This window comes from Erwinia tasmaniensis Et1/99 (genome assembly GCF_000026185.1).
Classification (GTDB): domain Bacteria; phylum Pseudomonadota; class Gammaproteobacteria; order Enterobacterales; family Enterobacteriaceae; genus Erwinia; species Erwinia tasmaniensis.
Genome location: NC_010694.1, coordinates 1,266,646 through 1,290,606 on the forward strand (window position 1 = coordinate 1,266,646; position 23,961 = coordinate 1,290,606).

At 57.9% G+C, this 23,961-nt stretch carries 23 protein-coding genes; 20 read left to right on the plus strand and 3 right to left on the minus strand.

What is annotated here, in order from left to right:
* Nucleotides 1-64 precede the first annotated feature (64 nt).
* From ETA_RS06780 to mlaA, 8 genes are read left to right on the plus strand one after another with little or no spacing between them, the layout of a single operon-like run.
* The gene (locus ETA_RS06780; RefSeq protein WP_012440882.1) at nucleotides 65-808 is read left to right on the plus strand and encodes a heme ABC transporter permease; all 744 of its coding nucleotides are present in this window, start codon (nucleotides 65-67) and stop codon (nucleotides 806-808) included.
* Nucleotides 805-1,038 (plus strand): heme exporter protein CcmD, encoded by a 234-nt coding sequence (gene ccmD, locus ETA_RS06785; RefSeq protein WP_012440883.1) that lies wholly within the window; start codon nucleotides 805-807, stop codon nucleotides 1,036-1,038. The genes ETA_RS06780 and ccmD overlap by 4 nt, the downstream gene beginning before the upstream one ends.
* A complete protein-coding gene (gene ccmE, locus ETA_RS06790; RefSeq protein WP_012440884.1) occupies nucleotides 1,035-1,517 on the plus strand; it encodes a cytochrome c maturation protein CcmE in 483 nt (160 codons plus the stop codon). Before ccmD ends, ccmE begins: the two co-directional genes overlap by 4 nt.
* The gene (locus ETA_RS06795; RefSeq protein ID WP_012440885.1) at nucleotides 1,514-3,469 is read left to right on the plus strand and encodes a heme lyase CcmF/NrfE family subunit; all 1,956 of its coding nucleotides are present in this window, start codon (nucleotides 1,514-1,516) and stop codon (nucleotides 3,467-3,469) included. Before ccmE ends, ETA_RS06795 begins: the two co-directional genes overlap by 4 nt.
* On the plus strand, nucleotides 3,466-4,023 hold the full coding sequence (locus tag ETA_RS06800; RefSeq protein ID WP_012440886.1) for a DsbE family thiol:disulfide interchange protein: 558 nt from the start codon (nucleotides 3,466-3,468) through the stop codon (nucleotides 4,021-4,023). The genes ETA_RS06795 and ETA_RS06800 overlap by 4 nt, the downstream gene beginning before the upstream one ends.
* On the plus strand, nucleotides 4,020-4,481 hold the full coding sequence (locus ETA_RS06805; protein WP_012440887.1) for a cytochrome c-type biogenesis protein: 462 nt from the start codon (nucleotides 4,020-4,022) through the stop codon (nucleotides 4,479-4,481). Before ETA_RS06800 ends, ETA_RS06805 begins: the two co-directional genes overlap by 4 nt.
* A complete protein-coding gene (ccmI, locus tag ETA_RS06810; protein ID WP_012440888.1) occupies nucleotides 4,478-5,683 on the plus strand; it encodes a c-type cytochrome biogenesis protein CcmI in 1,206 nt (401 codons plus the stop codon). Before ETA_RS06805 ends, ccmI begins: the two co-directional genes overlap by 4 nt.
* A gap of 39 nt (nucleotides 5,684-5,722) precedes the next feature.
* Entirely contained in the window at nucleotides 5,723-6,484 is a 762-nt protein-coding gene (mlaA, locus tag ETA_RS06815; protein ID WP_012440889.1) for a phospholipid-binding lipoprotein MlaA, read from the plus strand.
* Between the two features lie 59 nt (nucleotides 6,485-6,543).
* Here mlaA and fadL read toward each other — a convergent pair whose 3' ends face one another.
* Nucleotides 6,544-7,878 carry a long-chain fatty acid transporter FadL gene (gene fadL, locus ETA_RS06820; protein WP_042959281.1) on the minus strand — a complete coding sequence of 445 codons (1,335 nt, stop codon included), beginning with the start codon at nucleotides 7,876-7,878 and terminating at the stop codon, nucleotides 6,544-6,546.
* A gap of 375 nt (nucleotides 7,879-8,253) precedes the next feature.
* On the opposite strand from fadL, the gene ETA_RS06825 reads away from it, so the two are divergent.
* The 4 genes from ETA_RS06825 (at nucleotide 8,254) to sixA (ending at nucleotide 12,817) form a co-directional block, all read left to right on the plus strand.
* Nucleotides 8,254-8,550: a YfcZ/YiiS family protein gene (locus tag ETA_RS06825; RefSeq protein WP_012440891.1), complete on the plus strand. Its 297-nt coding sequence runs from the start codon at nucleotides 8,254-8,256 to the stop codon at nucleotides 8,548-8,550.
* Between the two features lie 156 nt (nucleotides 8,551-8,706).
* Nucleotides 8,707-10,020, plus strand: coding sequence for an acetyl-CoA C-acyltransferase FadI (fadI, locus tag ETA_RS06830; protein ID WP_012440892.1), 1,314 nt, complete (start codon nucleotides 8,707-8,709; stop codon nucleotides 10,018-10,020).
* A complete protein-coding gene (fadJ, locus tag ETA_RS06835) occupies nucleotides 10,017-12,137 on the plus strand; it encodes a fatty acid oxidation complex subunit alpha FadJ (protein WP_012440893.1) in 2,121 nt (706 codons plus the stop codon). The genes fadI and fadJ overlap by 4 nt, the downstream gene beginning before the upstream one ends.
* A 197-nt stretch (nucleotides 12,138-12,334) precedes the next feature.
* A complete protein-coding gene (gene sixA / locus ETA_RS06840) occupies nucleotides 12,335-12,817 on the plus strand; it encodes a phosphohistidine phosphatase SixA (protein WP_012440894.1) in 483 nt (160 codons plus the stop codon).
* A 72-nt stretch (nucleotides 12,818-12,889) separates the two neighbouring features.
* Here the strand turns inward: sixA and smrB are convergent, their stop codons facing one another.
* A complete protein-coding gene (gene smrB, locus ETA_RS06845; RefSeq protein WP_012440895.1) occupies nucleotides 12,890-13,441 on the minus strand; it encodes an endonuclease SmrB in 552 nt (183 codons plus the stop codon).
* 199 nt (nucleotides 13,442-13,640) lie between these two features.
* Here smrB and prmB point away from each other — a divergent pair, with 199 nt between their 5' ends.
* From prmB to ETA_RS06875, 6 genes are all read left to right on the plus strand, one after another.
* Complete coding sequence (gene prmB, locus ETA_RS06850; protein WP_042958755.1) at nucleotides 13,641-14,573, plus strand: 50S ribosomal protein L3 N(5)-glutamine methyltransferase; 933 nt, start codon at nucleotides 13,641-13,643, stop codon at nucleotides 14,571-14,573.
* A gap of 23 nt (nucleotides 14,574-14,596) precedes the next feature.
* A complete protein-coding gene (aroC, locus tag ETA_RS06855) occupies nucleotides 14,597-15,682 on the plus strand; it encodes a chorismate synthase (protein ID WP_012440897.1) in 1,086 nt (361 codons plus the stop codon).
* A 3-nt stretch (nucleotides 15,683-15,685) separates the two neighbouring features.
* The gene (mepA, locus tag ETA_RS06860; protein ID WP_012440898.1) at nucleotides 15,686-16,513 is read left to right on the plus strand and encodes a penicillin-insensitive murein endopeptidase; all 828 of its coding nucleotides are present in this window, start codon (nucleotides 15,686-15,688) and stop codon (nucleotides 16,511-16,513) included.
* A gap of 10 nt (nucleotides 16,514-16,523) precedes the next feature.
* Nucleotides 16,524-17,321: a sulfite exporter TauE/SafE family protein gene (locus ETA_RS06865; RefSeq protein WP_012440899.1), complete on the plus strand. Its 798-nt coding sequence runs from the start codon at nucleotides 16,524-16,526 to the stop codon at nucleotides 17,319-17,321.
* A gap of 88 nt (nucleotides 17,322-17,409) precedes the next feature.
* Complete coding sequence (locus ETA_RS06870) at nucleotides 17,410-17,958, plus strand: elongation factor P hydroxylase (protein ID WP_012440900.1); 549 nt, start codon at nucleotides 17,410-17,412, stop codon at nucleotides 17,956-17,958.
* A 31-nt stretch (nucleotides 17,959-17,989) separates the two neighbouring features.
* Complete coding sequence (locus ETA_RS06875) at nucleotides 17,990-18,271, plus strand: YfcL family protein (protein ID WP_012440901.1); 282 nt, start codon at nucleotides 17,990-17,992, stop codon at nucleotides 18,269-18,271.
* 193 nt (nucleotides 18,272-18,464) lie between these two features.
* On the opposite strand, the gene mnmC is transcribed toward ETA_RS06875, so the two are convergent.
* Nucleotides 18,465-20,465, minus strand: coding sequence for a bifunctional tRNA (5-methylaminomethyl-2-thiouridine)(34)-methyltransferase MnmD/FAD-dependent 5-carboxymethylaminomethyl-2-thiouridine(34) oxidoreductase MnmC (gene mnmC / locus ETA_RS06880; RefSeq protein ID WP_012440902.1), 2,001 nt, complete (start codon nucleotides 20,463-20,465; stop codon nucleotides 18,465-18,467).
* 156 nt (nucleotides 20,466-20,621) lie between these two features.
* On the opposite strand from mnmC, the gene fabB reads away from it, so the two are divergent.
* Nucleotides 20,622-21,845, plus strand: a complete 1,224-nt coding sequence (gene fabB, locus ETA_RS06885) for a beta-ketoacyl-ACP synthase I (RefSeq protein ID WP_012440903.1) — start codon at nucleotides 20,622-20,624, stop codon at nucleotides 21,843-21,845.
* Between the two features lie 431 nt (nucleotides 21,846-22,276).
* Nucleotides 22,277-23,959: a pyridoxal phosphate-dependent decarboxylase family protein gene (locus ETA_RS06890; RefSeq protein WP_049778748.1), complete on the plus strand. Its 1,683-nt coding sequence runs from the start codon at nucleotides 22,277-22,279 to the stop codon at nucleotides 23,957-23,959.
* Nucleotides 23,960-23,961 lie beyond the last annotated feature (2 nt).

The window sequence follows — 23,961 nt, forward strand, 5'->3', positions numbered from 1 at the left end:
GCTGCGCGTATGCTCCGCCATGGGTTAACAGCACGTATCAACTTTTATTGTGAGCAAGATAACAATGTGGAAATGGATACATCAACTGGGCAAGCCTGAGCGGCTGTACTCGTTATGCGGGCGCTTTGTGCCGTGGTTTGCCATTCCGGGCGTAGCATCTTTGCTGCTCGGCTGGGCGTGGGGGTTCGGGTTTGCTCCGCCCGATTATCAGCAGGGTGACAGCTATCGTATCATCTACATTCATGTCCCCGCCGCGATGTGGTCGATGGGTATTTATGCCTCAATGGCGATAGCCGCGCTGGTCGGGCTGGTCTGGCAGTGGAAAATCGCCGACATTGCCGCAATGGCGATGGCTCCTGTGGGGGCGGTATTCACCTTTATCGCGCTGGTCACCGGCTCAGCCTGGGGGAAGCCGATGTGGGGAACCTGGTGGATATGGGATGCGCGTCTGACTTCCGAACTGGTGCTGCTGTTCTTATATATGGGCACGATAGCGCTGTATCACGCGGTCGACGATCGCCGTATGGCCGCGCGTGCTGCCGGTATTCTGATCCTGGTTGGCGTGGTCAATCTGCCGGTGATCCACTACTCGGTACAGTGGTGGAATACCCTGCATCAAGGTTCTTCCGGCGTGTTACAGCAGGCTATCGACCCCAGCATGCGTACGCCTCTGCGCTGGTCTATTCTCGGCTATTTGCTGGTGTTTATTACCCTGACGCTGATGCGCCTGCGTAACCTGCTGTTGCAGGCTGAACGCCATCGCCCATGGGTGGTCGAGCTGGCCGCGAAGGGAGGGCGTAAAGCATGACGCCCGCGTTCTCTTCCTGGCAGGCTTTCTTCGCGATGGGGGGCTATGGCTTCTACGTCTGGCTGGCCGTTGCCTTTACCCTGATCCCTCTTGCCGCGCTGGTGGTGCATACCCGCTGGCAGCGCCACCGTCTGTTGGCCGACATCCGTCAGCGTCAGGCGCGTGAGCAGCGCATACGTGAGGTAAAGATAAAAAGGGCGGCGCAGGTCGCTAAAGGAGATCGCGCGTGAATCCCCGTCGTAAAAATCGCCTGATACTGGTGATGCTGGTGCTGGTTGGGCTGGGGCTGGCAACGGCGCTGGTGATGTACGCGCTGCGTTCCAACATCGACCTGTTTTATACTCCGAGTGAGATGGTCAATGGCAAAGGAGAGCAGCAGCTAAAGCCGGAACCCGGCCAGCGACTGCGCGTGGGCGGCATGGTGATGCCGGGCAGCGTTAAGCGCGATCCGAATACTTTGCGGGTGGCCTTTAAACTTTATGATGCCAGCGGTGTGATAAGCGTCAGCTATGATGGCATCCTGCCGGATCTGTTCCGGGAAGGGCAGGGCGTGGTGGCACAGGGCGTGTTACAGGATGCCACTCACGTTATTGCCAAAGAGGTGTTGGCGAAGCACGATGAAAAATACACTCCGCCAGAAATAGAAGATGCCATGAAGAAGGATCACCCCGCTCAGGCCGTTGGCGATAATAGCGTGAGGCCGTCATGATACCGGAAATTGGCAGCTTTCTGCTGTGCCTGGCGCTGGCGCTGGCGCTGCTGCTTAGCGTTTATCCACTATGGGGGGCGGCGCGTCAGGACCTGCGTTTGATGGGGCTGGCACGGCCACTGTCATACGCGCTGTTTGCCTGTATCGCCGCTGCATTTTTAATTCTCGTGCATGCTTTTGTGGTGAATGATTTTAGCGTGACCTACGTGGCCTCGAATTCCAACACGCTGCTGCCGGTTTATTATCGGGTTGCTGCTACCTGGGGGGCGCATGAAGGCTCGTTGCTGCTGTGGGTCTTATTGCTCAGCGGCTGGACGCTGGCGGTGGCGCTGCTTAGCCGCAATATGCCGCTGGAGGCGATTGCCCGCGTATTGGCGGTAATGGGCATGATCAACCTCGGTTTCCTGCTGTTTATCACGTTAACCTCGAACCCGTTTAGCCGCACGCTGCCCGATTTTCCCATTGAGGGCAGCGATCTTAATCCGATGCTCCAGGATATCGGGCTGATCTTTCATCCGCCGCTGCTGTATATGGGCTACGTAGGTTTCTCGGTGGCGTTTGCTTTTGCGATCGCTTCGCTGATGGCCGGGCGGCTGGATACGGCCTGGGCGCGCTGGTCGCGTCCGTGGACCACGGCCGCTTGGGTCTTTCTGACTATCGGCATTGTGCTGGGTTCTGCATGGGCTTACTACGAACTCGGCTGGGGCGGATGGTGGTTCTGGGACCCGGTAGAAAACGCTTCATTTATGCCGTGGCTGGCCGGTACGGCGCTGATCCACTCGCTGGCCGTCACAGAAAAACGTGGCACCTTCAAAGCCTGGACCGTACTGCTGGCGATTACCGCCTTTTCTCTCAGCCTGTTAGGCACGTTCCTCGTACGCTCCGGGGTGCTGGTGTCCGTGCACGCCTTTGCCTCCGATCCGGCGCGCGGCATGTTTATCCTCGCCTTTTTGATCATCGTCATCGGCGGTTCGCTCCTGCTGTACGCCATCAAGGGCAGCAAGGTGCGTAGCCGGGTGCAGAATGAAGTCTGGTCGCGTGAATCCTTCCTGCTGGGGAATAATGTGCTGCTGATTGCTGCCATGCTGGTGGTGCTGCTCGGTACGCTGCTGCCGCTGGTGCATAAACAGCTCGGTCTTGGCACCATCTCCATCGGCGAGCCGTTCTTTAATATGCTGTTCACATGGCTGATGGCGCCGCTGGCCCTGCTGCTCGGCATCGGGCCGCTGGTGCGCTGGCGTCGTGATGAGCCGCAAAAACTGTGGAGACGGCTGGGGCTGGCGCTGGTGGTGACTCTGCTACTGTCGATCCTGCTGCCGTGGCTGATGCAGGACCGCATTGAGGCGATGACGGTCGTGGGGCTGCTGATGGCGCTGTGGGTGATTATCCTGACGCTGATGGAGCTGCACGAACGCGCTACCCACCGGCACCGCTTCTTCCGCGGATTACGCCATCTGTCGCGCAGCCACTGGGGTATGGTGTTGGGCCATCTCGGCGTGGCGGTGACGGTAATTGGTATTGCCTTTAGCCAGAACTACAGCGTGGAGCGCGATGTGCGCATGAAGGCCGGGGACAGCGTGGATATCAACCGTTATCACTTTACATTTCGCGATGTTGACCGCTTGCAGGGGCCAAACTATACCGGCGGCGTTGGTCTGATTGACGTCACGCGCAACGGCCATTACGAGGCCACGCTGCGTGCCGAAAAACGTTACTACAGCGCGGCGCGCACCATGATGACGGAGGCGGCGATTGACGGCGGTTTTACCCGCGATCTCTATGCGGCGCTGGGCGAAGAGCTGGACGGTCACTCATGGGCGGTACGCCTCTATTACAAACCTTTCGTGCGCTGGATTTGGTTTGGTGGCGTATTTATGGCGCTGGGCGGCATTTTATGTCTGTTGGACCCGCGCTACCGCACGCGTAAACAGGGAGCGAAGGAGCCGCGATGAGCAAAAAGATCCTTTATATTCCGCTGGTGCTGTTTCTGCTGCTGGCCGCCGCGCTGCTGTGGCAGCTGAATCGTAATGCTAACGGCGACGATCCCACGCGCCTTGAGTCGGCGCTGTTGGGAAAGCCGGTGCCGATATTTAAGCTGGAATCGCTGGATGAGCCGGGTAAAACCTTTGATCAGTCGGTGCTGAAGGACGGCAAGCCGCTGTTGCTGAACGTCTGGGCTACCTGGTGCCCAACCTGCCGTGCGGAACATCAGTATCTTAACTCGCTGGCCGCCCAGGGGGTGCGCGTCGTCGGACTGAACTATAAAGACGATCGTCAGAAAGCCATTCACTGGCTCAACACGCTGGGAAATCCTTATGCTTTAAGCCTGTATGATGGGGATGGCATGCTCGGGCTGGATCTCGGCGTGTACGGCGCGCCGGAAACTTTCCTTATTGACGGGCGTGGCATCATTCGCTATCGCCACGCCGGTGACCTGAATGAGCGGGTGTGGAACCAGGAAGTGAAACCGCTGTGGCGGAAGTACGGTCAGGAGGGCGGGGCATGAGCCGTTACCTGATCCTGCTGTTTGCGCTGTTGTTTAGCACTCTGGCGCGTGCCGACAACATTGATATTTACCCGTTTGACTCCGTTGCCCAGGAGCAGCAGTACCGCCATCTTACCGAATCGCTGCGCTGTCCTAAATGCCAGAACAACAGCATTGCCGACTCGAGCGCGATGATTGCCGGGGATATGCGGCTCAAGGTGTATCAGCTGCTGCGCGCCGGGCAGACGCCAGAGCAGATTACAGGGTATATGGTGGCGCGCTACGGCAATTTTGTTTCCTACCAGCCGCCGCTCACCGCATCAACCCTGATCCTCTGGGTTGGCCCGCTGCTGTTTGTCATTATCGGCGCGATGGTGATTATTTTGCGTAGCCGCCGGCGGCGAACGGCGCCGGTACTGGACCCAGAGCAACAGCAGCGGCTTAATGCTCTGTTGCACAAAGACAGGAAGCAACCATGAGCGGATTTTGGCTAACCATTGCGCTGCTGCTGCTGGCTAGCAGCATGCTGATTGTACTGGCGGCTAACCGTCGCGCCACCGCCACCGCCACCGATCGCGATGCGTTAAACCAGCGCTTTTATCATCAGCGCCTGCGCGAGCTGGAAGACGACGAAGCGCAGGGCGTGGTCGACGGGCGGCCGGAAATGGTGCGCGAGCTGCAACAAACTCTGCTGCTCGACATACCCGAACAGTCCGCCGCGCAACGGCACCCGATCGGCCGCTGGGTATTGTTGCCGGGGATTATTGTCCTGCTGCTGGTGAGTCTTGGCGTCTACTTTAAGGCCGGTGGCCTGCCGCAGCTGATGGTTTGGCAGCAGGTGAAAAATGAACTGCCGGCCCTGCGTGCGCAGGTGATGGACCCCAATGCTCGCCCGCTGACGAAGGAGCAGCTGGCAAGACTGGCACTGGGCGTTCGCAGCCAGCTTCAGCAGTCTCCTGATAATGTTAACGACTGGATGCTGCTTGGCCGCCTCGGCATGGTACTCAACAATGCCACCACCGCCTCGCAGGCTTTCCGACGCGCGCTGCAACTCTCTCCCACCGATGCGGAGGCGCGGCTGAGCTATGCGGAAGTGCTGACCCGCTCAAGCGACCCGCAGGATAACCGCCAGGCGAGCGCCATGCTGAACGAGATGGTCAGCCACGATGAAAGCAATCTTAGGCTGCTGGGACTACTGGCATTCAATGACTTCAGTCTGCAAAATTATGGCGGTGCGATAACGCGCTGGCAAAAAATGTTGCAGCTATTGCCGCCGGAAGATGGGCGGGTTGTCATGATACGGCGCAGTATCGCCGAGGCTAAAAGCGTTTCAGGCGTGGAGAAGAGCCAGCTGGCGTTAACGATCGGATTATCCAATGCGGCAGAAAAAATGTTACAGCCGGGCGGAGTGTTGTATATTTCTATTACTGACGGCCACTCGCCGATCCCCGTGGCGGTGAAGAAAGTGCCGCTGAGCCATTTTCCTTTATCGCTCACGCTGGACGATGGTAACGCCATGATGCCGGACCGCCTGTTATCCGCGCAGCGCCAGCTGCAGGTACGCGTCCGCATTTCACGTGACGGTAGCGCGACGCCGCAACCGGGTGACTGGTACGGTCTGAGTGCGATAACACCTTTCGCGGGTCAGCAGCAGCTTGCCGTTGACATAAACCGACAATAGCGGGCGAGAATTCACAAAAAGCAGGACTGGGAGACAACTATGAACTATCGCCTGACGGGCTTAGCGCTGGCAAGCGTACTGATGGTGGGCTGTGCCAGTTCGCCAACGGCTGATGAACCAGCAGGGCGCTCCGATCCGCTGGAAGGCTTCAACCGAACCATGTTCAATTTTAACTACAACGTGCTGGACCCGTATGTTGTGCGTCCGGTTGCGGTGGTATGGCGTGATTATTTGCCGCTTCCTGCCCGTAACGGACTGAGCAATTTCACCAGCAACCTCGGCGAACCTGCCTCAATGGTCAACTATTTCATTGAAGGGAATCCGTATAAGGCGATGGTCCACTTCAACCGCTTCTTCCTTAATACCCTGTTAGGGATGGGCGGACTGATTGACGTCGCGAGCATGGCTAATCCGAAATTGGCAAAAGAAGAAAACCGCGCGTTCGGCAGTACCCTCGGCCATTACGGCGTGGGTTACGGCACCTATGTAGAAGTTCCGGGTTACGGTGGCTTTACGCCGCGTGAAGACCTGGGGGGACTGGTGGATTATGTTTATCCGCCGTTCAGCTGGCTGACATGGTGGATGTCTGCCGGTAAGTGGGTGGTGGAGGGAATTGAAACCCGTGCCCAGCTGCTGGACTCAGATGCCGTGGTCAGAAACTCAAACGATCCCTATGCATTTATGCGCGCAGCCTACTTCCAGCATCATGATTTCCTCGCCAGCGACGGCAAGTTAATTCCGCAGGAAAACCCCAACGCGGCGGCGATCCAAAACGATATCGGCGATATTGATTCACAGTAAATAATGCATCATAAAAAAACCCGCGAAATGCGGGTTTTTTTATGCGATGTGGGGTTGGATCAGAATTTATAGTTAAAGCTTGCGCCATACAGCCAGGCTTTGCCGGTGGAGTTAAAGACATAGGGTGTTGGCTGGCCATTCTTGCGGCTGGCAACCGGGTCATTACCCTCTTTAATCGTCACCTTCTGGCCGTGCATATAAGAAACGCCCACGTCGACCGAGGCGTTTTCATTAAATGCGTAGGAGGTGCCGGCGCTCAACCACAGACGATCCTGGTCGGGAATGGAAATGGAGCGTTTATCCGCCGGAACCGGGCTGTCGTCAAAGGCAATACCGGTGCGGAAAGTCCAGTTTTTATCGTAGAAGTAGCTGGTTCCTAACGCGATGCGCCAGGCATCGTGGTAGCTTTCATCTTTGTAGAACAGCTCCTGTCCATTGCTGCCGGTCGCTTTTAACTCCTGGAACTGGCTCCAGCTGGTATAGGCCATACTGTAGTGTACGGCCCATTTAGGTGCGACCTTGTGGTAGCCGGAGACTTCCCACATTTCCGGCAGATGCAGCGACAGCGATCCGGGAATGGTATTGCCGCCGGTCCCCGTCGGTAAGCCAAACTGCGAGCCAATCGCGTTATACGCCACCGGAATCGTGCTGCGGTAATCTCCGTCAAAATCGACTTTAACTTCAGAGCGGTAGCTCAGGCCAAAACGGTTATTGTCGTCCAGTTCGTACAGAACCCCGGCATTCCAGCCGTATCCCCATTCATCACCTTTAAGATGGGCGATCTGAGTATCTGCTGGCGCAGCGGGCAGGCCGTAAGCGGGTAACAACGCACCCAGTTCACCAATAGTGCGTTCGATTTTTGCCCGAGCGTACACGGCGTCAAAGCCAATGCCAACGCTAAAATGTTGGTTAAGGCGATAGGCGGTGCTCAGGTTAAGGTTCATGGTCATCAGATCGGTTTTGCCGGCGAACGGGCCGCCGGCATAGCCATCGTTAAACTCGGTTGCCAGACCATAATTGCTGGTAGCAGAAGCACCGATCCACCAGCGGTCGCTAAGAGGCTGTACATAGTGAATATTGGGGACCCACTGCGTGGGGGCGATGTTGTTGGCGTTCAGACTGTTACCCGAGCCTGACTGCCCGTCAATATTCACGTCCGGGTCGATAAATACTGCGCCGATGGAAAACATCGGGCGGTCCATTAATGCCATCGTCGCCGGGTTGCGGCTGGCGGAAGCGGCAGTGTCTCCCATTGCCCCTTCGCCGGAATAGGCGCGGCCTAAGCCAATGGTTGAAAATTCGTTTAGTTGGAAGCCAGCCGCGATAGCTTGGGAAGACATTAACGTCAGTGCCGCTGCAAGGGCCGATTGAGCAAACGGGTTTTTATGGTTCATAACCATAACCTCATTATCTGATTATTATTAATATCTGTTACCGTGAGTAACAAAAAGCGGGAATTGTAGGGGCTGACAGACTGTGAACAAATCAGACCAGTTCCGCCAGTATTAATATGACCCGTGAGCATGTTGCAATAACGTTTTTTTAATTCGGGCAAATTGTTTCTGGAAAAGAGATCTGCTTAACAAAAAAATTACATTTAGTCTCACCTCGATCCCTGCTGACTTGTTTTGCATCAAACAATAGTGTGATTTTCATCACTCTAGCGCCCACAAGCCGCTTATCGCTGGAGGCGCAATAGTACCGGGAGTAAACTGAGATCCTGTTAAATTCATCTGCCGTTTGATCAATGACGGCATGCAGGAGGAGTGATGACTGATGCCATTAAACGCTGTAGTACCCGTGAGACCGCTGCCTGTTGCTGCGTTGATGTCGGCACCATTTTAGATAACGGCGACCGCACGGCGAGTTATAGCCAGGTCTTCCCACATCAGGACCACGCCGAGGCGATGCTGAGTCACCTGACGGATAAAGCGCGCGCGGTAGAATCCGACCCCTGTCTGATTGAAAGTCAGTTTCACCAGACGCCGGCGGGTATCCAGCTGGCGTGCCGCTTCACGTTTAGCTGCCAGGCCGAGACGATGATTTTCCAGCTTGGTCTGCGTTGAATGCATGGCGGAGGAAATGTTTCCTCCGCCTTAATCGTGTCCTCTCCCGCACTTTTCTCCTGCCATCGTGGCATCCGCCGTTATTCTGGTTAACACTGATCAGGTCAGACCTCTTTGGCAGTGATGCCGCTTATCGACAGGATACAGGTGAGAAAAATGAGCAAAGCGTTACCTTTGCTGACGCGTCAGGGTGAGCGCATCGCGATCACTCACGGGTTACGCACCCCCTTTGCCCGTCAGGCAACGGCCTTCCACGGTATTCCCGCACTGGAACTGGGACGCATGGTGGTCAGCGAGCTGCTGGCGCGAAGCGAAATCTCCCCCGATGTTATTGAACAACTGGTGTTCGGTCAGGTAGTGCAGATGCCGGAAGCGCCCAATATTGCCCGTGAAATCGTGCTTGCCAGCGCTCTGAGCGTTCACACCGATGCCTGGAGCGTCAGTCGCGCCTGCGCCACCAGTTTTCAGGCGGTGGCAAACGTAGCCGAAAGCCTGATGATCGGACACATTCAGGCGGGGATTGCCGGAGGAGCCGATTCATCCTCGGTGCTGCCGATAGGCGTCAGCAAAAAGCTGGCGCGGCTGCTGGTCGATGCCAGTAAAACGCGTAGCCTTGCACAAAAGCTAAAGCTGTTCAGCGGCCTGCGCCCGCGCGATCTGCTGCCGGTAGCACCAGCGGTGGCCGAATACTCCACCGGATTGCGCATGGGCGACAGCGCCGAACAGATGGCGAAAAACCACGGGATCACCCGTGAACAGCAGGATGCGCTGGCTCTGCGTTCCCACCAGCGTGCCGCACACGCCTGGCAGCAGGGCCTGCTGAATGACGAGGTGATGACAGCCTGCGTACCGCCGTGGGAACAGCCGTTCGAGCAGGATAACAACGTGCGTGCCGAGTCAAAAATGCAGGATTACGCGCGTCTGCGCCCGGCGTTTGACCGCCGTCATGGCACGGTGACCGCCGCTAACAGCACGCCGCTTACCGACGGCGCGGCGGCGGTGATCCTGATGACGGCGTCGCGCGCCAGGGAGCTGGGCATTGCGCCACTTGGCTTTCTGCGCAGCTATGCGTTTAGCGCCATTGATGTGCGTCAGGACATGCTGCTGGGGCCGTCCTATGCCTCACCGCTGGCGCTGGACCGCGCCGGGATCACGCTTGCCGATTTAAGCCTGATTGATATGCACGAAGCCTTTGCGGCGCAGACCCTGGCGAATCTGAAAATGTTTGCCGATGAACGCTTCGCCCGCGAGGTGTTGGATCGTCCCCGTGCGCTGGGAGAGGTCGATATGGAGCGGTTTAATGTGCTGGGCGGTTCCATTGCCTACGGCCATCCGTTTGCCGCCACCGGGGCGCGGATGATCACCCAGACGCTGAACGAACTCCGTCGGCGCGGCGGCGGACTAGGGCTGGTGACGGCCTGCGCGGCGGGCGGGTTAGGTGCCGCTATGGTTCTGGAGGTGGACTCATGAACTTGCCATCCGCATTGACTCTTACCCTGCGTCCCGATGGGGTTGGCGTGATCGTCATTGATGTGCCGCATGAGAAGGTCAACACCCTGAAAGCTGAATTTGCCGCCGATATTCTGGCGCTTATTCAGCAGGCGCGTGTCAATCCGCATCTGGCCGGGCTGGTACTGATCTCGGGTAAGCCCGACAGTTTTATCGCCGGGGCGGATATCAGCATGATCGCCGCCTGCCAGAGCGTTCAGCAGGCGACAGAGCTGGCCCTCACCGGGCAAAAGGCGATGGCGGAGATAGCCGCACTGCCGTTCCCGGTCGTTGCCGCCATTCATGGTGCCTGCCTGGGCGGCGGGCTTGAACTGGCGCTGGCCTGTCATCGCCGCGTCTGTACGCTGGATGATAAAACCCGACTTGGCCTGCCGGAAGTGAAGCTCGGGCTGCTGCCAGGCTCTGGCGGAACGCAGCGCCTGCCGCCACTGACGGGCATCCGGGTAGCTTTGGATATGATATTGACGGGTAAAACGCTAAACGCCCGCGCCGCCTTACGCTGCGGGCTGGTGGATGACGCGGTGCCGTCGGCTATCTTGCTGGACGTTGCCGTGCAGCTGGCGCTAAAACCGCGTGCGGCAGCGCAGCGCGCCCCCCTCGGTGAACGGCTGTTAACCCGCGGACCCGGGCGCGCACTGCTGTTTATGCTGACGCAGCGCCAGATCCAGGCAAAAACCCAGGGTAATTACCCGGCGACGACAAAAATTCTTAGCGTGGTGCGCAGTGGGCTGACGCCAGGGGAGAACGGCTATTTGGCCGAAGCGCGCGCGTTTGGTGAACTGGCGATGACCCCGCAATCTGCCGCGCTGCGCGGCCTGTTTTTTGCCACCACCGCGTTGAAAAAGGAGGGCTTCGGCGCTGAACCTTATCCACTGAAACGCATTGGCGTACTGGGCGGGGGTCTGATGGGCGGCGGTATTGCGTGCGTGACGGCCACCCGCGCCGGATTGCCGGTACGCATTAAAGACGTTAATGCCTGCGGCGTTAACCATGCGCTGAAAACCAGCTGGCAGGTTCTGAGTCAGGCGGTGAAGCGCCGTCGCCTGAGTGCGGCACAGCGTCAGCAGCAGATGGCGCTGATCACCGGCAGCACCCGCTATCAGGGCTTTCGTCAGTGCGATATGGTGATCGAGGCGGTATTTGAAGACCTTGCGCTGAAGCAGCAAATGGTGGCGGAGATCGAAGCGAACTGTAGTGCGCACACGATATTTGCCTCCAACACTTCTTCTCTGCCGATAGCTGACATTGCCGCCGCCGCACAGCGGCCGGAGAACGTGATCGGCCTGCATTACTTCAGCCCACCGGACAAAATGCCGCTGGTGGAGGTGATCCCACATGCGGGCACCTCTGCGCGGACCATCGCCAGCGCGGTGATGCTGGCGCGAAAACAGGGCAAAACGCCGATCGTCGTCGCCGACCGGGCCGGCTTCTACGTTAACCGCATTCTGGCACCCTATCTAATTGAGGCGCTGCACTGCCTCTGCGAGGGTGAGCCGATTGAATATATCGACCGGGCGCTGGTGCAGTTTGGGTTTCCGCTTGGGCCGCTACAACTACTGGATGAGATCGGCCTGGATGTGGGGACGCATATTATGCCAATCCTTCGGCAGGCCTGGGGCGACCGCTTTGCGCTCCCGGCCGGGGCTGACGCGCTGTGGCAGGATGGCCGAAAAGGGCGCAAAAACGGGCGCGGATTCTATCTGTATCGGCAAAAAGGGGGAAAAAAACGCGTCGACAGCACTGTGTACCGCCTGCTGCCGGTTAACGTAAAACATCATCTTAGCTCACAGAATGTCTCCCAGCGCTGTGTGATGATGCTCCTCAATGAGGCGGCACGCACGCTGGATGAAAGGGGGATCGCCAGCGTGCGCGATGGTGATATTGGCGCGGTATTTGGCATCGGCTTTCCGCCGTTTCTCGGTGGCCCGTTCCACTATATGGATCGGTTAGGTATAGATGAAGTGGTCAATAGATTAACTTTACTTATGCAACAGCACGGGCCTCGTTTTACTCCCTGTTCCCTGCTGCTGAAAATGGCAGCAGAGCACCAGACTTTTTATACACGTGAAGTGAAATGAAACAAACCCGTGGATGGCGCGGGTTTACCAGGAGAGTCTGTAGACCGGGTCACCCGGGCAACGACCTCTGGCGTTCATTAAGTAAACAATCGGTTGACTCCTGTCGAGGCATTGGGGTACAACACAGCGTTCATTCCCGGAATGAAGAGTCGGATGGCGTTTTCTCCGGCGTTTTTGTTTAACAACAGCGGTGCTATATGCAAGTTTTCATAATGCGTCACGGCGATGCAGCTTTAGAAGCGGCAAGCGATTCGGTCAGACCTTTGACTCACTGCGGCTGTGATGAAACTCGTCAGATGGCGATATGGCTCAACGATCGGGCGGTTGACATCGAGCGGGTGTTAGTCAGCCCCTATCTGCGCGCGCAGCAGACGCTAAGTACGGCTCGTGAAGCGCTGCTCCTTCCTGACGGAGAAGACGTCCTGCCGGAACTGACGCCCGGTGGCGATCCGAAGCTGGTGGCCAGCTATTTACAGGTGCTGGCGAACGAAGGCGTGAAATCGGCGCTGGTGATCTCTCACCTGCCGCTGGTGGGCTATCTGGTGACGGAACTTTGCCCGCAGGAAACGCCGCCGATGTTCGCCACTTCGGCTATTGCCTGCATCGATTTTGATGCCGCTAACGCGGTGGGCGAGTTGGAATGGCAGGTATCCCCGGCAAAATTAGCAAAAGCCATGTAGTGCCAGCGTGAGGATCGACCCCGCCTGTGGTCGACCCGCGCTCGCTGTACCTTTTCCGTTAAAAACCGCCCGTTACGGCAGCTCCGGCGGTAACCACTCCTCGACTTCAATCAGCACCAGCAGCGCGGCATCGCCGCCGAACAGTTTCGGTGCCTGATGAAAGGCCATAACCCACGGATGCTGCGCCAGCCAAAGCGGCGTCTGCTGCTTGAGAATGTGCTTTCCGTGGCCGTGCATCACGCTGGCGCAAAAAATATGTTCGCGGCGGCAGGCGGCAATCAGCGCCCCCAGCTCCTGTTTCGCCTGCTTCTGCGTCAGACCATGCAGGTCGAGAAAAATCTCCGGCGTAAAATCCCCACGGCGCAGTTTTTTCAGCTCATAGTGGCTGACGTCGCTGCGTACATAACGCACGGCGCCTTCACTGGCCAGCAGCGGCTGGAACTCGTCGGAAAAATAGTGGCTGGCATCCATCTGCTCGGACAGCAGGCGTTTTACCGGCACCTGATTGAATTTTTTGCGCGGCGGCTTGTGGACAATCGTGTCCTGTGACAGCTGGCGCGTACCGCTCATCAGCCCGCGAAACAGCGCCTTCTCTTCCGCGCTAAGCTTCTCATTTTTACTCATTTCTGGCGTTCGCTACTCTCTGGGGGCGGATTATCGGACGGCATAAATGGCCATTCCCTTAATTTGATACGGTTAGTCTACCTTTTCCTCCTTTCAGGCTAAAACAAATCTCAGCTTTTTCACCCCCCCGCGCTGAATTATTGTCGGCTTCGTGGCAAACTAGCGCCCGGGTTTAACAGAACGGCCTGCGGAGGGCACCTTGGACAAAATTCTCGTCGATGAAGCGGTCAATGAACTGCACACTATTCAGGATATGTTGCGCTGGTCGGTCAGTCGCTTTGCTGCCGCTGATATCTGGTACGGCCACGGCACCGATAATCCCTGGGACGAAGCCGTCCAGCTGGTGCTCCCCACGCTCTATTTGCCGCTGGATATCCCGGAGGATATGCGCACCGCACGCCTTACCCTGAGCGAGCGGCAGCGCATCGTTGAACGCGTGATCCGCCGGGTTAGCGACCGTACTCCCGTGGCTTATCTCACCAATAAGGCCTGGTTCTGCGGCCATGAGTTCTACGTCGACGAGCGCGTGCTGGTGCCGCGTTCACCCATAGGCGAACTGATCGACCGGCACTTCGCCGGCATCATTAATCATCAGCCGCAGCATATTCTGGATATGTGTACCGGAAGCGGCTGTATCGCGATTGCCTGTGCCTGGGCTTTCCCGCAGGCAGAGGTCGACGCGGTGGATATCTCCGACGATGCGCTGGCGGTGACCGAGCAGAATATCAGCGCACACGGTCTGGAGCAGCACGTCACGCCTATCCGCTCCGACCTGTTCCGCGAACTGCCGAAAACGCAGTATGACCTGATTGTCACCAATCCGCCGTATGTTGATGCCGAAGATATGGATGACCTGCCGAACGAGTACCGCCATGAGCCGGAACTCGGTCTGGCGGCGGGTAATGACGGGCTGACCCTGGCGCGTCGCATTCTGGGCTGTGCGGCGGATTATCTGAGCGAGCAGGGTGTGCTTGTCTGCGAAGTGGGCAACAGCATGGTGCATCTTATCGACCAGTACCCGGATGTCCCGTTCACCTGGCTGGAATTTGAAAATGGCGGCGACGGCGTATTTATGCTGACCCGACAGCAGATTATCGACGCCCGGCATCATTTTAACATCTATAAAGACTGAGACTAATTTCGCGAGGAGCCAGCATGGCGGGTAATACCATTGGACAATTATTTCGGGTCACGACGTTTGGTGAATCCCACGGCATCGCTCTCGGCTGCATCGTTGATGGCGTTCCCCCAGGCATTCCGCTGACCGAGGAAGACTTACAGCACGATCTCGATCGCCGCCGCCCCGGCACTTCACGCTACACCACGCCGCGTCGGGAGCCGGACCGGGTCAAAATTCTCTCCGGGGTGTTCGAAGGACGGACCACCGGAACCAGTATCGGACTGCTGATTGAAAATACCGATCAGCGTTCACAGGATTACGGTGCCATTAAAGAACTTTACCGTCCCGGTCATGCTGATTTTACCTACGATGGCAAGTACGGCTTCCGTGATTATCGTGGCGGTGGCCGCTCTTCAGCACGCGAAACCGCGATGCGCGTAGCGGCCGGAGCGATTGCTAAGAAATACCTGGATATGAAACACGGTATCAAAGTCCGTGGCTATCTGGCACAGATGGGCGACGTGGTCTGCGAGTTGAAAGACTGGCAGCAGGTCGAGCAGAACCCCTTTTTCAGCCCGGATGTCGACAAGCTGGATGCGCTGGACGAGCTGATGCGCGCCTTAAAGAAAGAGGGCGACTCCATAGGTGCCAAAGTGGCGGTGATGGCGGAAAACGTGCCGGTTGGCCTCGGTGAACCGGTATTTGACCGGCTTGATGCCGATCTGGCCCATGCGCTGATGAGCATTAACGCCGTTAAGGGCGTTGAAATCGGTGATGGCTTCGCCGTGGTTAACCAGCGTGGCAGCGAGCACCGCGATGAGATCCGCGCTAACGGCTTCCAGAGCAATCATGCGGGCGGCATTCTCGGCGGGATCAGCAGCGGCCAGACGATAACCGCTAACCTGGCAATGAAGCCGACCTCCAGCATTACCGTACCGGGTAAAACCATTACCCGCAGCGGTGAAGAAGTCGAGATGATTACCAAAGGGCGTCACGATCCCTGCGTTGGCATTCGCGCGGTGCCCATTGCTGAAGCGATGATGGCCATCGTGTTGATGGATCATCTTCTGCGCCATCGTGCGCAAAATGCCGACGTTCACGTCGACATGCCGCACGGGTAACGCATGAAAAAGACGCTGACGGCGCTATGCGCACTGTTGATAACTGCCTCGGTGGCACAGGCCGCCACGCCGTGGCAGACCATCCCCCAGCCGATTGCGGGGACGCCGCAGTCGATAGGGGAATTTGCCAATGGCTGTATTATCGGCGCGCGGCCGCTGCCGCTGGACGCGTCCGGTTATCAGGTGATGCGTACCGACCAGCGTCGATTTTTCGGTCACCCCGATCTGATCGCCTTTATCCAGCGGCTCAGCGGCCATACCCGTCAGCAGGGGCTGGGAGAAGTGCTGGTTGGGGATATGGGCATGGCGGCAGGAGGGCGCTTTAGCAGCGGCCATGCCAGCCATCAGTCCGGCCTTGATGTGGATATCTGGTTGCAGTTGCCAAAACAGCGCTGGAGCCAGCAGATGCTGCTTAAACCCCAGCCGCTGGATCTGGTGGCCGCCGACGGAAAAAAGGTGGTGGCGCGGCACTGGCAGCCGGAAATCGGCAGCCTGATTAAACTGGCGGCACAGGATAACGACGTCACGCGTATTTTCGTTAATCCGGCGATCAAGCAGCAGCTGTGTACCGATGCCGGAAGCGATCGCGCGTGGCTGCGCAAGGTGCGGCCGTGGTTCCAGCATCGTGCGCATATGCACGTGCGCCTGCGCTGTCCGGCGGGCAGTTTGCAGTGTGCAGATCAGCCTGCACCGCCGCCGGGCGATGGCTGTGGAGCCGAACTGCAAAGCTGGTTTGCGCCGCCAGCACCGGGCAGCACGCCGCCGGTGAAACGTGAGCCGCCGCCGCTTCCGTCTGCCTGCCAGGCATTGCTGGATAATCATCAACTATAAAGGCGTTTACATGGAATGGCTTAGCGTTGCGCCCGGTTTACTGTGCGTACTGTTTTTGGTGGCTTTGCTCGCAGGTTTTATTGATTCGATTGCCGGAGGCGGAGGATTATTGACGGTGCCCGCCCTGCTGGCCGCGGGGCTGTCACCTGCCCAGGCGTTGGCAACCAATAAGCTGCAATCGGTTGGCGGATCGTTTTCCGCCAGCCTCTACTTTATCCGTCGTAAGGCGGTAAATTTACGCGAGCAGTGGCTGAATATTGTCCTGACCTTTTTGGGTTCTCTGGCGGGGGCATTGCTGGTTCAGCACGTGCAGGGCGATATTTTGCGCCAGCTGCTGCCGCTGCTGGTGATCGCTATCGGCCTGTACTTCCTGCTGATGCCGCGCATTGGAGAAGACGATCGCCAGCGCCGTCTGCACGGCCTGCCGTTTGCCCTGGTGGCCGGCGGCTGCGTGGGCTTTTATGACGGGTTTTTTGGCCCCGGCGCGGGGTCATTCTATGCGCTGGCCTTTGTGACGCTGTGCGGCTATAACCTGGCGAAATCGACGGCGCATGCCAAAGTGCTGAACTTTACCTCTAACCTTGGTGGCCTGCTGCTGTTTATGCTGGGCGGCAAGGTGGTGTGGCTGGTGGGGCTGGTGATGCTGGCAGGCCAGGTGTGCGGCGCGCGTCTTGGTGCCAGGATGGTATTGAGTCAAGGCCAAAAGCTGATCCGTCCGATGATCGTTATCGTTTCCGCGGTAATGAGCGCCAAGCTGCTGTATGACAGCCACGGCGCGGAGCTGGCCGCATGGCTGCATGCCCTGTGACCGCCGGGCTGCGCCAAAGAATAGTGCTCGAAACGCGGCGGGCAAAATGCGACAATTGCGCGTTTTTTTACTTTTACGACAGATGGCTATGAGTACGCAACATCACTATCAGGATCTGATCGACATCTTCGATCGCTGCTTTATGGATGAATTCCAGACCCGCCTGATTAAAGGCGACGACGAGCCGATCTATCTTCCGGCGGATGACGTTTCTCCGTGGCATCGGGTGGTGTTTGCCCACGGCTATTACGCCAGCGGTCTGCATGAAATCTCCCACTGGTGCATTGCCGGTGAGTCGCGCCGTAAGCTGGTTGACTTTGGCTACTGGTACTGCCCGGACGGACGCGATGCGGCGACCCAGGGGCAGTTTGAATCAGTCGAGATTAAACCGCAGGCGCTGGAATGGCTGTTTAGCGTTGCCGCCGGCTTTGCCTTCAACGTCAGTTGTGACAACCTTGAAGGTGACTGCGAGCCGGATCGCATCGCGTTTCAGCGCAAGGTTTATGCCCAGGTAATGGCGTATCTGCAACAGGGTATTCCTGCTCGCCCGGCGCGGCTGATTGCTGAACTTCGCACGTTTTACTCAACTCCACCGCTGACGGCGGCCCAGTTTTCCTGGCCGGACGATCTGTGTTAAGCGCGGAGCGAATCGTTTACAGAGGAAATTTATGATCGATGAATTCGAGGCGCGTATTCTGGGCCTGATTGATGACATGGTGGATCACGCCAGTGATGACGAGCTTTTTGCGGGCGGCTATCTGCGCGGTCATCTGACGCTTGCGGTCGCCGAGCTGGAGCTGACCGGCGAACATACCCCGGAGGCGTTGCAGATCCAGGTACAAAGAAGCCTGCAAAACGCCATCCAGGCCGGAGAACTGTCACCGCGTGACCAGGCGCTGGTGATCGGCATGTGGGACAACCTGTTCCTGCAGGCGCGTCAGGCGTCTTAATCCTCACCTTATTCGGGGCGGTTTTATTGCCGCCCCAGGTTCCATTTTGCATCCGCACAATATCGGCCCTTATCGCCAGCGCAATGTCTTCCTGGGTTTGACTCCCCATGCCCCGACATAAACCAGGGTCTGAGTCCCTTCTGGCGCTCAGCCAGGCGAATGTGCGGTATGTCGCGTATAAGCACAAACGGCGTCAGTTCAGAGCCCTGCCTTTTAGCAGCTTGCGTATCCAAAAGCGGTTAGGGCTGGTGGCCGCCAGCGTGGCGCGATCCAGCGGGATGGGTTCCGCGCACAGCTGTGCGGCCAGCACCTCTGCCGCCAGCGGGGCGCTGCACAGGCCGCGTGAACCCAGCGCGCCCAGCACGAACAGCCCCTTATGCACGGGTGCAGGCTGCGCCTGCCGTGGCTGCTGTGCCAGGTCAGCATACTGTTCAAGCGTGGCGGCGTAGTCCGGCAGTGCGCCGATCATGGGCAGATGGTCGCGGGTGGCGGCACGCACGGCGCAGCGCGCCTCAGCGCCGCTGACGTCGATCTGCCCCGGCCACTCTGCCGTTGGCAGGCAGCGCATCAGCCGCTCGCGGTTCTCCTGCTGGTCGCCGGCACGATAATCGGTGCTGGCGTCGCCGCGGTGATAGCTGGCACCCAGGCAGTGCTGCTGAAACTGCGCGCTGACCGGGGTGAGATAGCCGTCATAGCACAGCACCTGTTTCAGGGGGGCCAGCGAATCATTGGTCGGCACGTGGCTCACCTGCCCGCCTACCGCACTAACAGGCAGTTTCTCACTCTGTGCAAATGCCGTCAGAAGATGACCGGTGGCCAGCACCAGATTGCGCTGAATGATGCCAGGCTGCGCAGCAAAGTTCAGCTGCCAACCGTCCGCCAGGGGGACAAGCTGCACGATTTCATGCTGCCAGTTCAATGTTGCTCCCTGCTGTTCAGCCCGTTGCCACAGGGCGGTGGTGAGTTCAGCGGGGGAGAGCCAGCCGCCCTGAGGATAGGTTATACCGCCGCATCCGGTTTCCACGCCGCATAGCGCTTCGGCTTCCTCCGTGGTAACGCCCGTTGCCAGAGTCGTCGGCAGTCCCATTTGCAGCATTTTACTGATTTTTTCTGCGCTTTTTTCATCCCACGCCAGCTGGGTGACGCCGCACCACTGGTGTTCGAAGGGCAGATTTACCCCATCGTACAAGCGGCGGGCAAAGGTATACGCGCCGGGGAAAAACTGTGCCAGCGCCGGGTCATGTTGGTTGAGCAGGGGATATAATGCGCCCTGGCGATTACCCGACGCCCCCTGTGCCGGACCGGCATCGGCGCAGTAGAGCGTCACTTTTTTTCCACGTCGCAGCAGCGCCAGCGCCAGCAGCGCACTGGCGATACCGCCCCCGGCGATGGCGATATCATCGCCTGTGGCAGCGGGGCGGGCATACCACGGCGCGCGGGGCTGCATGTTGACTGGCTGTGACAAACGCCCGGTCAGCATCTCGCGCTTCTCACCAAAACCTTTACGTTTACTCATCTCAAACCCGGCCTGTTGCAGACCGCGCCGCACAAATCCGGCGGCGGTAAAGGTCGCGAGCGTGGCGCCGGGGCGCGCCAGCCGTGCCATGCAGTCAAACAGTTCCGCCGTCCACATCTCCGGATTTTTCGCGGGCGCGAAACCATCCAGCAGCCAGGCATCGACCTGCCGATCCATCGTGTCATCAAAAGTGTGGATAAGTTGGTTAACATCACCAAACCACAGATCGAGCGTCACGCGCCCGCCATCCAGCAGCAGACGATGACAGCCCGGCAGCGCGACAGGCCACTGTTGGTGCAGCTGGCCAGCCAGGGATGCCAACTCGGGCCAGCTGGCGTGGGCGGCTGCCAGATCGCTGGCACTAAGCGGAAACTTCTCACAGCTAATAAAGTGCAAACGTTGAAGCGGGGCATCCGGCTGCTGTTGATGAAAATCGTTAAATGCCTGCCAGAGTGCGAGAAAATTCAGCCCGGTGCCAAATCCGGTTTCGGCAGCAACAAACAGGCTACGCGGGTGGGTGGAAAAGCGATCGGGCAAATCATTGCCGCCGAGAAACACGTACTGCGTCTCTTTAAGACCATTTTGGTTAGAAAAATAGACGTCATCAAATGCTCGGGATACAGGTGTACCACGTTCATTCCAGCTTAGCTCAGCGTACTCTATTGGGGCGGTTTTCACGGCAAAGGCTCACAGATCAGGCAGTGGCAAGATTTTAACGGTGAGATTGGTCCTACGCAAATTTACACAGTAATAAGCTGATCGGACTTGTTCGGCTTACAACTGTAAGCTAAAGTGCTCCTCGAATCCTAATAGATGAAGTGGAAGAGGTATTGAATGAAACGTGCTGTGATTACTGGCTTAGGGATCGTTTCCAGTATTGGTAATAACCAGGAAGAGGTTCTGGCATCCTTGCGTGCAGGGCGCTCCGGTATTACCTTCTCGCAGGAACTGAAAGATTCCGGCATGCGTAGTCACGTCTGGGGTAACGTTAAGTTATCTAAAGAAGACATCTCAGCGCGTATTGACCGCAAAATGCTGCGTTTTATGAGCGATGCGTCCGTTTATGCTTTCCTTTCCATGCAGCAGGCGGTGCTAGACTCCGGTCTGACTGACGAGCAGTATCAGAACAACCCGCGCGTGGGGCTGGTAGCCGGTTCCGGCGGCGGTTCGCCGTTCTACCAGGCGGCAAGCGTTGATGGTATGCGCGCCAAAGGTCTGCGTGGCGTTGGCCCGTATATGGTGACTAAAGCGATGGCGTCCGGCGTTTCAGCCTGCCTGGCAACGCCGTTCAAAATCCACGGCGTGAACTACTCCATCAGCTCTGCCTGCGCGACATCCGCACACTGTATCGGCAATGCCGTTGAACAGATCCAGCTGGGCAAGCAGGACATCGTTTTTGCCGGTGGCGGCGAAGAGCTGTGCTGGGAAATGTCCTGTGAGTTCGATGCGATGGGCGCACTGTCGACCAAATACAATGAAACCCCGGAAAAAGCGTCCCGCACCTACGACACGGCGCGCGACGGTTTCGTTATTGCCGGCGGCGGCGGCATGGTGGTGGTTGAAGAGCTGGAGCACGCGCTGGCGCGTGGTGCACATATTTACGCAGAGATCGTTGGCTATGGCGCGACCTCTGACGGTGCAGATATGGTGGCGCCATCGGGTGAAGGCGCAATGCGCTGTATGCGTATGGCGATGGAAGGCGTGGACACGCCAATCGACTACCTGAACACTCACGGCACCTCAACGCCGGTGGGTGATGTCAAAGAGCTGGGCGCCATTCGTGCCGTCTTCCCGGAAAAAACGCCGGCGATGTCAGCCACCAAAGCAATGACCGGGCACTCGCTGGGCGCGGCTGGCGTACAGGAAGCGATCTACTCACTGCTGATGTTGGAACACGGCTTCGTGGCACCGAGCATTAACATTGATGAACTTGACCCGGCTGCGGAAGGTCTGGATATCGTGACTCAGCCTACCGAGCGCCAGCTGACGACCGTTATGTCTAACAGCTTCGGCTTCGGTGGCACCAATGCCACACTGGTGATGCGCAAGCTGGCATAACCGCTTCAGGGGGTGAGCCCATCGCCCCCTGTTTTATTTTCGCCCCACGGCCCGATCCCTGCACGTTAATCTGATAATCTTCCCCTCTCTACGCCATCCCTTTGCGATCGTCATCCGACGGCCTCAACGACATGAAAGCTAACCGAAAGCTAAACATAAGCAACCTTTAACCTTATACATTGAAGGGTTTATGGTACTCTGGCGTTATTGTTTAGCCGAGGTAATACATTTTGACTTTTTTCGTTCACTATTTCCCCGCTGCCGCATACCGTTTTTGCGCCATGCAGCAGGCCACGCAAGCCGGTTACATCTCACCGCCAGCAAAGTATCAGCCCCCTCAAAGGACTCGATAAAAGAGTAGTGTCATCTTGCTCTTCGCAGCGAGGCACCAGCGACCTTTTTTACCCTATAAACGGAATTATACCCCCAGCATGCTACAGCACTTTGTAAAACAGCCTTTATCAGCTGCATCAGAAAGCCTGCAGGCAGTCATCGACTACGCGCAGGATTTAGACCGTCATATACAGGATCGCGCACGCGCCGCCCAGTCCGGGCTACCTGAACTGGATTTTGCCCCCGCAGGGCTCGCCAGACTTGGCCCCAAGTACCCGGCACGAACCTTCTCCTGGCTGGAGGAGCTTGCAGGCGAGTCGGACGATATCCCGGCCGAAGACGCCGAGCTGTTCGACGAGGTCGCTCGCTATTTTGAGGGCGCTATCCGCCCTCAATCGCGCCATTCCCTGTTTAACATGGTGCCGGCCCCAGGCAGGGAAGCGACGGCGGCCGCATGGCTGGCCACCGCCTACAACATCAATAGCCTGATGGACGTATTCGGCGGCGAGTCGCTGCTTATTGAACAAAAGGTGGCCCGCTGCATTGGGCGCTGGGCCGGCTGGCCGCAGGCGATGGGCATATCCTGTAGCGGCGGCAAACTCACTATAATGTATGCCATTAAATCAGCGCTGAGCCGCCTCGAACCCGGATCGTTACGCACGGGCCTGCCGGGCGACACGGTGATTTTGTGCAGTGAAGGCTCACATTACTGCGTAGAGCATGCCGCCAGCCTGCTGGGGCTGGGTTCAGACAACTGTTTGCGTGTGCCCGGTAACGGTAGTGGACGCATGTGCGGCAAGGCACTGCTGCGCATCCTCAAGCAACAGCACGAGCGGGGACGGCGGGTTGCCGCTATCGTCTGCTGCGGCGGAACCACCATTAATTTCAACTGTGAGGACACCCGGCAGATAGGTGACATTGTCGATGTGTTTATGCGTGAGAACAATGTAAAGCAACGCCCCTGGCTACATTTGGACAGCGTCATCGGCTGGCTGTATCTGAGCCTGAACCAGGTGGGTCAAGAGCAGCTGCTTCAGGCTGTGAACGACCCGCGCAGCAGAAAGCGTATTGCCGAAGTGGGGCGACGCCTGCAGGGTTTAGATGGATTTGATTCACTCGGCGTCGACTTTCATAAAGATGGCCTGTGCCCCTATGCCAGCAGCTTTTTTGTCGGTCGTGACCGACATTTTATGGATCTGCTCGGTGACGGCCATTATCACTATGACGAAACCGATTTTCAGCCGGGCAAATTTCGTGCCTACCGTTATACCTTTGAAAACTCACGATCGGGCCAGGGGACCCTCGCCGCCTGGATCAACCTGCGCCGCCTGGGCCGCGCGGGCTACGCCGATTATCTCGTTAGTCTGCATCAGGCGCGTAATTCTCTGGTTGATGCGCTGGAGCGCCACGGCCTGTTCCGCGTGCTTAACCCGGCCAGTCTGGGTTGGGAAGTGGTCTTTGAAGCGCCGTTTGATCCTGCGCTCATCGATCGCGCAGGAACTCACCATGATCTCGCGGCGGGCTTTATGCAGGCGTGTTGGGACCGGGTTAATGCGGGCTACGATCTTCCGCTGTTCAGTATCATACCTGGCTATCAGATTGATAATGATCCTAAATCGATCACCACGGCTTTTCTTCTCTATCCCATGCGCCAGCGCGAGGAGAGCGAGTGGGATGATACGGTGGCGCTGATCGCCGCTCAATTTGACGGCTTCCAGGCCCGCCTGCATGCGCAGCCCGGTGAGTCAGTCGCCGTTGAGTTTGAAAAGCCCATCCGCTGAGC